Below are 9398 nucleotides of genomic sequence, written 5' to 3' on the forward strand. Positions count from 1 at the left end.
TAAATACGGTGAGAAAAATGGCAACGAGAGACATCTACGAGACTGGCTTCGACGAAGACGTCCGAACGGAATCGAGTGCGAACCAGTGTCCCGAGTGCGACGGCCGAGTCACCACGAACGCGGTCGAAACGGTCTGCGAGGACTGTGGGCTCGTCATCGAAGAGCAACGTCTCGATCACGGGCCGGAGTGGCGAGCATACGATGAGGACGAGCGCGAGCGAACAGGCGCACCGTTAACGGCGGCCCGCCACGATCGAGGCCTCTCGACGGAGATCGGTCACAGAACCGATGCGCACGGGAACGAACTCTCAGAGCAGAAACGTCGGCGGCTGGCCCGGATGCGACGTGAGCAGACCCGTGGTCGCTGGCGGTCCAAAGCGGAACGGAATCTCGCACACGGGTTGGGCGAGGTGCGCCGGCTGGCGAGTGCGCTCGAACTCTCCGAGTCGATTCGTGACCAGGCGTGCCAGCTCTTTCGGAGGGCTCAGAGCGAGGATCTGCTTCGTGGCAGATCCATCGAAGCCATCGGTGCAGCGAGCATCTACGGTACCGGCCGATGTAACCAACACCCGCTTCTCCTCGAGGATGTCGTCGACGCCGCCCGAGTCGAGTCCACTCGTGTGACCAACGCCTACCGAACACTGAATCGCGAATTAGAGCTCCCGGCACCACCAATGCGCCCGACGTCGTTCGTTCCGCGGCTGATCTCGGAGTTGGGGTTAGACCACGACATTCGCCGCCGCGCGAACGAACTCGCAGAACACGCCGAAGGGACAGCCCTCACGAACGGCTGTCAGCCATCGGGCGTCGCGGCCGCCTGCGTCTATCTGGCCGCCCAAGAACAGGGCGCGTTGATTACCCAATCCACCGTCGCGTCGGCAGCAGAGGTGTCAGTCGTGACGCTCCGAAGCCGGCGGGACGAACTACAAGCGATCTGAGACGCCTCCAGTAGAGGAGCACCTACATACAGGAAGAGAGTCTACCAAGGAGTATGGATCTGGAAGAGACTGTCGAGTATCTGTCGACAGAGCTCGATATCGAGCGGAGTGAGCACGTTCGCGAGGTGGGTCGAGCGGTCGCCGAGCTCCGAGACTGACTCCGTCTCAGGCGATCAGATTTATTTCGTCGTCGCCGAATCCGTTCCCGCGTTTTCTCACCCTTGAGTTTAAATACCAAACCGGGGGAAACGCGGAGCGAATCGATGACTGACCACAACTCAGACCGAGAGGCGTTCCAACCTGTCGGGGAAGGCGCTCTGGTGCCGGACCCAGCGTTGGATCAGCCAGCAGACGGCCAGCCAACCCGCCAGCGTGAATCCTCGCATTCGGGTGGGTATCCGGGTGGAACAACCGACACAGACCGGGCCTGTGTCTCCTGTGGCGCATCGATCCCGGCGTCGCAACGAAAATGCCGGTTCTGTCTCGAACACGAACTCGACGCCGCGTCAGCGTCGGATGCTGCGAGTTCCGAGCAGACACTCCGTGGTGTAATCCAGTTCCTCATCGAATCAGGGACGTTCTACGGCGCCGTGGCAAAGGGAGCAGCTGCAGCGACACTCCTCACGTCAGGTCACGACGAGCCGATCGACGACTGTACGCTCATCTACGATCTCGACGACGAGCCCGCACCCCAGTTAACCGAGCGCTGGCCTACGCTCCCCGCGGCCGCCGAGGTGACCTCAGCGGCCGGTGAGGCGTTGCTAACAGCAGCCCGTGAGCGGACAGCGTGGAACGAGAGGAGCGATCGTTCTCAGACGGAGATTCCACGCGTCTATGACGAGCGTGGCCAGGGAATTCGTGCTGAGTCGTCCCTCGAGCACACGCTCGACGACAGCGATCAGCTGTGGATCGTCCCAGCAATCGCTGTGGAAACAGTACCCCACGAAACGGAGTCCACCAGTGCCGGAGCCGAAATTCCGACCGTGACAGCCCTCGAGTGCCAGCACTGTACGAGAGAAACAGAACATCGGTTCAGGACACGCGAGTCGCTCCCTGACGAGACCTGGACGGGCCAACCAATCTGGGAGTGCCAGGTGTGTGGCACAGGTCGCTACGGGCCTGCTCCCGAATAGGGCAGGAGAAATCCCGTAGATTAACCAACAGTCTCCGATAGAGATGGCTTCTGTTGGTTAATACGGTGAGTACCCTCAATTCCGACGTCAGTCACGGCGGGCGTTCATTCGGCAGGGTTCGCAGCGGCTTGCCTCCACAAATCGGGGCACGAACAGGGGTAGTGGGTAACGCACCGTGACACCGACGAGTCCGGAACGTCACGCCGACCACGGCACGGACGCATCACCAGAGGCTCGATGAACTCGCAGTCTAGACGGGCCAGGTCGTGAGCGAGGGCGCTCCATTCTTCCAGTGAATCGCATCTAGCGCGGGCGGGAACTGTTGTAGTCGGTCATCGAGGACGGCGAGTGGATGGGCATCGAGAAACGTCGCCTTGTGCCGATCAACCGGCGTGTCTTCGTGATTGAGTTGGATATGACAGGGCCCAAGGTCCGGATGGTCGGCATCTTGGTGGAATCCGAGCATCAGATTTCGGTCCGGTTCGACCCAGTTTATGCGGTAGTATTCGTGGTCGACGCCGGCGGGGTACCAGAAGCGAATCTCCAGTCGTGCTGTCGCCGCATCGTAAGAGTCACTCAGGAACGTCGTCGGATCGACATCCGCGATGACGTAGCGGGGTCGGCGTCGAGACGGGCGATAGCGGACCTCTTCACACCCTGGCTGGTTCGTCAATCGGTCGTGAACGTCGCGGAGGAGGGTCCGCTGTGTATAGCGGTCGCGACCGGCAAGAAAGATCATTCTGTGAGAGAGGAGGGTTAGCTCGTGGCGCGGTCAGCCACGTCGGTCATCTGCTCGCGGGCAGCTTCGACGTCGGAGTAGAGTTCCAGTGCGTGCTTGATGAGGCGGCGATCCTCCTCGTTCTCACGCCAGAACGCGATGACGTCGCGGCGGTCCCGGAGCTCCGCACTTGCGAGGTCGCCGTCGGCGAGCGACTGTTCGAGTTCTTCCCACGTCTCGACGTCGTAGGTCGCCTGCCACTCCTCGATCTCCTCGGTGATCGCGGCCAATTCACTCCGCAGCTCCTCGCGGGTGTTTTCCTCGATGAGCGTGCGGATCTCCTCGAAGAGCAGTCGCGTGTAGTCCGGCTGGTAGCGCGTGGTCTCGCCGGCCTCGACGCGACGCAACTGGCCCTGGTCGACGAGATCCTGAAGTTCCTCGTTGGTCGTGCTCCAGGCGGCGTCGGCCTGCTCGCTGATCCAGTTAACTGAGCGGGGTTCGCGAAGTGACTCGGCGACCGCCCGAATGCGGTCGCGGGCGCTCATCGACTCAGTCCACGATTGGACCCGATCTCGCGAGGATTCGGTCATGGTTGGTACCTCTTGGGACAGTGTTCGCGCCCTACTCTCATATATGTTTGTGATGTCTCGCATAATCAAGAGTGCCTTGCGAGCGAAGGCGTCCGGACGTTGAAATGCGATACCGACAGAAGGTATGAGCCAACCGATTACGACCAATATTCTGACTTTGAGGAACTACGGCCGACCGCCGAGGCATCCCACATCCCGGACACGATGCTGGACAACGGGTGTGAGAGTGACCTCCTGGCGGCACCGCGTCGCGACGAGCACTGGTGGCGACTCTGATGCGCCGACGACAGTCTCGTAAGGAGTCTTTCTGCGCCGGCGAGTGGTGAGGCGCTTCCGATGAATCAGCAAGTCGAACAAGGCCACCGGATGCATCGTGTGCTCAGCAATCTCAGCCGGCTCGACGTCGACCAGTTGGACGACGCGGATCGAGAGCGAGTCGAGACTGCAAGAGACCTCCTGGAAGAAGTGAGTCTCCTCACACGGCCAGAGGACGGAAGCGAGACAGACGCCCCAACAGACGACTGATCGGCGTTGCCGTTGACGTCAGGGGCACTTCCAGTGTCGGTTTATCACCCCCAAGAGGGGTGCGGGGCTTCCCGCGGGTCCAGACATGGCGATACTACAAGCTGCGACGACGTCAACCGGCGCGATCGTATCGGATCCACAGTCAGTCCGCGAGCTCTGTGAGAGCTACAGCTTCGGGACGCTCGACTGGAAGGTCACCGACAAGGGCGAACTCACCATCTGGGGGTACGATGACTTCGAAGTGTACGAGGCGCGGGAGAACGGCCTGCCGGACTACGAGGGCGGCATCGTGACCCACGAATTCTTGCGAGAACTCGCCGACCACCTCGAAGCCGACGAGGAACTCGACATCCAGACAGCGGGGTTCACAAAATGTCGCTTCCCAGTGCTGGCGAAGCGGTACGTCGTTCGCGACGGCGAAGTCCTCCACACGGACCTCAGTTCCCCCGAACCGATCGACGAGTAGAGTTGTTCATCCCCCGGGAGGGGTGCGGGGCGATCCAGTCGTGGGGTGCCCTGCGAGGTGATTGTTCAGATGGGTCACCGCGCACTTGTTGCGTACGAACGAACCGACGGACAGTACACGCTCCACTACTCTCATTGGGGTGCTGCGAACCTGAAGCTCAAGCACCGAATCTCGGCTGAGTCGCCGTTCGGTGGCGACGACACCGACTCCAAGTGGGCGAAACAGCTGCTGGCTGAACTGGCCGATGGCCTCGAGTCAGATGCGGTCGACGGCTACCTCACCGGCGAAAATCGTCCGTCGTCGGTCGTCGAGCCGAAGCCCCGCGCCACCGGGCTCACCCTCGACGAGATCGTCGCGGACCATCTCGACTACCTCCACCACGAGGCGTTCTTCGTGGTGTCGACGACGTTCGAGGTGACTGCCTATCGGACGCTGTGGTTCGGCCTGCAGTACGACTCGGAGACGGTCGAACAGGGCGAGACGGTCGGGAACGGCGCGCTCGCGACGGTGCGCTGGTACGACAGCGAGCCGGTCGGCGACGGCCACCTGCAGGGACAGTTCGCGGCCCTCAAAGACGTCGTCGGCGACATGATCGACAAGGGCGTCTTCACACCGTCGACGGCGAAACAATACCTGAAACGAAAGCTTGTGGAGCGAGTCGGAGATCGACAGAAGTTACGCATCCCAACCGGTGAATTATCCTTTGAGACGGCGAGTATCAGCCAAACGTAGGTGATTTGCTACGAAGCAGAACGGCTATCAGACTTTTCACTCAGTATTATTTTTAGCAGAGGGAGGGTAGATTAGATTCTCAGTGTATATACAAATTGAACGTAATAATGTCTACCAGTTTCAGAGGATATTAAGAGTGCCGTGCAAGATGGGCAAATGCCGTTTTTAAATCCGAGGGGTTGCTAACTGAAGAGCAAGAACCTGACACCTCAATGCCTCAATCAGCCATCACCGCAATAGGACTCAGCCTGGATATCATCGGAGCAGCACTAATTGCCATACCCGATGCACGAACCCTATTCACCCAGTTCTCCACAGGCGCACTAAGAGAGGCCCGCGACCGGATGACCCTGATTGGAACTCGACAGGGAGACACTGGTTTCAACATTCTGTGTAAAATCTTGGATGAGACTGAACCTGTGGCCGAGTTCGGCGCAAACCACGGCGGAGAAGAATACGTCGAGATCCAGGTCAACTCCCTTAGTGGGATGCAGACAACAGAAACGAGCGAACATTCCGAGTTTAGCTGGGGAGACCGGTACGTCGAAGCCCGGTACGAAGAAAACGGTGGATGGGACGAAACTGACTTCTACGACACACAGGAAGTGTTCGACGCAATCGCAGCAAAAGAACGCCCCCAAATCGCACAACTCCGTCTATACGGACTGCTAATACTCCTCTGCGGATTCTCCTTCCAACTACTGGCAACGCTCGAAGCCAACCCTATAATTCCTGCAGCAGCCGCAGCGATAACTCTAGCAGCGTGTCTTGGCATCTACACCCACCGAGACCGATTAGAATAGGAGAACTCCGCGCCCAGTTCAACGACCCCGACGACCGCCACCGAAGCTGTTGAAGAAGTTGTAGGCAGCTAATCCGATCACGGCGACCGCAAATATGGTCCCGATGCCTGAGGCAAGCTGGAATAATCCATAGCTGATCGAGAGCGATGTACCCAGCGTGTTGTAGGCATCAGCGAACGGACCGCTCGTACCCATCGGCCTCAAAACCCAGTAGATCCGAGCGGCTACGTAGAATAACACACCGATAGCCAACGCTACGAATGGTCCCAAGACCAGCGTCCGAATCGCATCGAACACATCGCCCTGTCCAGAGTTCATCAGATGATCCTCCAGTTACCGATATCAGAGTGGAGCACCAGGAAGGCTCCACCAAGTGCGACAGCTGCAATCACGAACGGACTAGCTGCCAGAATCATTGGCCCCACAGACGCAGCGATGACACCTGCTACAGCAATCTTCGCCAACTTCAGCAACGTGGCATTCCCTTTCGTCGTCAAGCTACCATTCCCGAGATGGTAGCCAGCATTCGTTGAGTATCCGAACACCGGGGCCAGCAGCATCGCGGCTACAGCCCCTACAACCCCCGTCACGAGGAGACTGGTAACCATACATTAAGTTCAAGAACTTTGAACTATAAAAGAGGTGTGGTAATTTACGGGGGTAAAAGATATGAAAACACCATTTCTGGAGGTATTACTCCCTGAATTTTGGCTTGCCTTAAAATAAACTAGGTACTGGCAAACAAGTGAACTCCATCACCAATAGTCGGAGATAGGCTCCTCTCACCGCAGGCCGTCGATGAATTCCAGACTGTGGGAAAACATCCACTTCGCATCAGTAGTCTTCTTATGCGACAACATAATCTCCCAATCCTCCTCAGGAATCGTCGCTTGATTCGGCCGCTCATCTGCTTCCCGAATCCCGGACTTCTGCGCCTCGTAAATCCGCTCCGTGCTCCATCGATTACCACGAATATAGTCCTCGTCAGGGTAACACTGGCACATCCCCTCGATCAATTTCTCCAGATACTCACCCGCTCCGATCGGTCCAAATACTTCCTGGAACGCATTAAGTCCTTGAAACATATTTAGCTTCCAAACCTCCTGTCGGTCACTCAACTCACAAGATTCAATCTCTGTGTGCGGATACTGAGGCCCCACCTGGAACGTGTTCGGATCCAGCAGCACCAATAGCTTATCTGGACTCAAAGGACAGTAGACCTCCTTTCCATCGAAATCAAAACCGTCCATCTCGCGGTCTTCAGGGAACTCCTCCCGGTACACGACCACAGGCACATCCGATGTAAAGAACGGGAGATCAGTAGAGTTCTCTACGATCCTCCATCCCATATGTTGGAACCCGATATATCGGTCATTCCCGTCGATATACATCACGCTCTCCCAGAAATCATCTACATCCTTTCCAGCTGCCTTCCATAACTCCCCTCGCATTCTGTGATGGATCTTCGCTGCCGGAGACCTGTCCCTCTGAAATGAGACAAACTGCGAAATATTCGCTATATCCTCGTCGGACAACTGCTCGCCGCTATCCAGCTTTCTTAACGAATTCACCATCGCTTTCTCCGCACGGTTCGTTGCATCACTCTCCAATAGACCCTCAGCGTAATTCTCTGAAGATGCAGCCTTCTTCACCGGATACCGCTCAATAGGATCATAATAGTCCCCGCCACCGTGTTGTTCGACCAGAGAATAACGAGATACCAAGCCCTCCTCTCCAGGAGCAAACAACCTCAAATAAGATTCCTGAACATAGTGCTCATTCACCATTCCTTAATCCAGTATGACGTATCTCGCCTATTTCAGATTGTCCGTCACCACCGCGTACAGGAAGAACTTGACCAGGTTGCTGGTGTTCTCCGCAGCACCGAGACCGTATATTAGGTCGAGTGGGATTGAGAGCGTGAACACGAGATAGAACAGCCAGTTCGAGATTAGTTCCAATGCCTGCTCAGTCTGCGTCCTACTCGTCCTCGGTCAGAACCTCTCTCAGATATGGCGTAACTCCAGTAGCTGCTATACCAGCAAGAGTCCAGTTGTTCGTGAGCGAGTACGCTATCCCAGCCATACACCCGAAGATAACAGAGGTCTGCTTCCCCTGTGACAAATTATTGAACCAGATACGAGTCGATCCTGTACCCAACATTGACTGCACAACTAACGCCGGAATCTCGAAGGCCAACTCCGTCGAAAACGCATCCGAATCCGGAAGAGTAGAATCTATCGTCGCATCTATAGGTCCAGTCTCTGGAGCAACTTCGCCAGTAGCCTCCAACGACTCAGCCTCTACGCTCGTCTTCGACGCTTCATCAACAACCGGATCCTCAGAATCTGGGTACGCGTGGGAATGTGTAGTAGCAGCTGCAGTAGCATCTATCGTAGGCTGCATCGCCGCCAAATCCGCGAGAACCGGCTCAGGAAACTGGACCCCCTTCATCGCATCAGAAAGCGCCAACGCCGCCGAGTGACCTATCAAACTCTGCTGTTCTTCAATAGCAGCAGTCAACGGAGCCAAACTCTGAGCAAAAATCTCCTGATGCTGAGCAATCGCAGGTTGAAGAGCACTTGCTACCATCTGCTCCGTCCGAAACAGATCAGGACTTACAGCACCGGCCAGAGCTGAAACCTGGCTCTGCAACACCTCGTCGTGGATCTTCGGCATATTAGCAACAGCAGCAAGCGTCGAAGACGGAATCTCGAAGCTCGGAAACAGCCCACTCATATCCAGATCCAATTCTACACCCTCAAACCCTGATCGAGGAGTCTCCCTCTCCGGCGGCTCACCTACCTCCTCTTCCTGGATATCGTGCTCAAGATAGACCGCACCTATATACTCCCGTAACAAGTCCTCAACCGATTCACCTTCATCCTCTGGATCAAGCGTTGTAACCTCACTTTCAAGAGAGAAGAACGACCGCCCTGGAATGACTGATTTAGAAGCAACAGCCATCGGAACCTCCTCAAAAATCAATCTGTAGACAGTGAGCGCCTCTTTCGTCCTCTCCAGAGACAAACCAACCTCATCAGAAACGGTCTCTACATCTTCCGACTCTCGCCACACTTCACCAGCCTCTCGAATAGTCTCAACCCACTCAAGCGACACCTGCTCCCGATGCTCTTCCCGGTCAGCTTTCAAAGCCTCCTCTAAATCATCAAAATCAGGCTCCTCAAACACGTCGTCCTCATCCTCAGCCATTACAGAACAGTATCTGTGGGTACGCAAAGAAAGGTTAGGACTGTCTTTTAAGCACGCAACGTCGTAGGTGGGTAAGGCGGCGCTCTTGGCTTGCTCTCGCGCTCAGTAGTGTTGGCAAACCGCCAGCAACGATGACCGTCATAGAGTGACCGATGGGCTCGCTGTATCGGCCACTTCGCACATCTCGAACATAGTATTGTGAGCCGTGCCCTGGCACTCTCAACAGCTGCTGTTTTTCAGGGGCAGAAAGGACTGAGCCCCACCGTAGGCTCGTGATTTG

Annotated in this window: 12 protein-coding genes and 1 pseudogene; 7 read left to right on the top strand and 6 right to left on the bottom strand. The window is 56.8% G+C overall.

The genetic code is table 11. The features are described from left to right. Positions 1–17 precede the first annotated feature (17 nt). Together OS889_RS16720 and OS889_RS16725 are read left to right on the top strand one after the other, a co-directional pair. Complete coding sequence (locus OS889_RS16720) at positions 18–938, top strand: transcription initiation factor IIB (RefSeq protein ID WP_372391984.1); 921 nt, start codon at positions 18–20, stop codon at positions 936–938. Between the two features lie 263 nt (positions 939–1201). Further along, complete coding sequence (locus OS889_RS16725) at positions 1202–2071, top strand: biosurfactant protein 1 (protein WP_372391986.1); 870 nt, start codon at positions 1202–1204, stop codon at positions 2069–2071. A 250-nt stretch (positions 2072–2321) separates the two neighbouring features. On the opposite strand, the gene OS889_RS16730 is transcribed toward OS889_RS16725, so the two are convergent. Together OS889_RS16730 and OS889_RS16735 are read right to left on the bottom strand one after the other, a co-directional pair. Continuing rightward, positions 2322–2810, bottom strand: coding sequence for a hypothetical protein (locus OS889_RS16730; protein WP_372391988.1), 489 nt, complete (start codon positions 2808–2810; stop codon positions 2322–2324). A gap of 17 nt (positions 2811–2827) precedes the next feature. After that, a complete protein-coding gene (locus OS889_RS16735) occupies positions 2828–3379 on the bottom strand; it encodes a DUF7342 family protein (protein WP_372391989.1) in 552 nt (183 codons plus the stop codon). A 99-nt stretch (positions 3380–3478) separates the two neighbouring features. Here OS889_RS16735 and OS889_RS16740 point away from each other — a divergent pair. The 5 genes and pseudogenes from OS889_RS16740 to OS889_RS16760 form a co-directional block, all read left to right on the top strand. Continuing rightward, a pseudogene (locus OS889_RS16740) lies at positions 3479–3665 on the top strand (hypothetical protein); the annotation flags it as partial. Positions 3666–3715: 50 nt separating this feature from the next. Continuing rightward, positions 3716–3904: a DUF8012 family protein gene (locus tag OS889_RS16745; protein WP_372391991.1), complete on the top strand. Its 189-nt coding sequence runs from the start codon at positions 3716–3718 to the stop codon at positions 3902–3904. Positions 3905–3989: 85 nt separating this feature from the next. Then, a complete protein-coding gene (locus OS889_RS16750) occupies positions 3990–4370 on the top strand; it encodes a hypothetical protein (RefSeq protein WP_372391993.1) in 381 nt (126 codons plus the stop codon). Between the two features lie 69 nt (positions 4371–4439). Next, positions 4440–5102 (top strand): DUF6735 family protein, encoded by a 663-nt coding sequence (locus tag OS889_RS16755; RefSeq protein WP_372392019.1) that lies wholly within the window; start codon positions 4440–4442, stop codon positions 5100–5102. A gap of 212 nt (positions 5103–5314) precedes the next feature. Further along, a complete protein-coding gene (locus OS889_RS16760) occupies positions 5315–5905 on the top strand; it encodes a hypothetical protein (RefSeq protein WP_372391996.1) in 591 nt (196 codons plus the stop codon). A gap of 18 nt (positions 5906–5923) precedes the next feature. Here the strand turns inward: OS889_RS16760 and OS889_RS16765 are convergent, their stop codons facing one another. From OS889_RS16765 to OS889_RS16780, 4 genes are all read right to left on the bottom strand, one after another. Next, complete coding sequence (locus OS889_RS16765) at positions 5924–6223, bottom strand: hypothetical protein (protein WP_372391998.1); 300 nt, start codon at positions 6221–6223, stop codon at positions 5924–5926. Beyond that, positions 6223–6513: a hypothetical protein gene (locus tag OS889_RS16770; RefSeq protein WP_372392000.1), complete on the bottom strand. Its 291-nt coding sequence runs from the start codon at positions 6511–6513 to the stop codon at positions 6223–6225. Before OS889_RS16770 ends, OS889_RS16765 begins: the two co-directional genes overlap by 1 nt. Positions 6514–6687: 174 nt before the next feature. Continuing rightward, positions 6688–7689, bottom strand: coding sequence for a DUF4238 domain-containing protein (locus OS889_RS16775; protein ID WP_372392002.1), 1002 nt, complete (start codon positions 7687–7689; stop codon positions 6688–6690). 196 nt (positions 7690–7885) lie between these two features. Next, complete coding sequence (locus OS889_RS16780; RefSeq protein WP_372392005.1) at positions 7886–9118, bottom strand: hypothetical protein; 1233 nt, start codon at positions 9116–9118, stop codon at positions 7886–7888. Positions 9119–9398: the final 280 nt, after the last annotated feature.

Origin of the sequence: Halobellus sp. MBLA0158 (genome assembly GCF_041477585.1) — an archaeon.
GTDB classification, from domain to species: domain Archaea; phylum Halobacteriota; class Halobacteria; order Halobacteriales; family Haloferacaceae; genus Haloquadratum; species Haloquadratum rubicundus.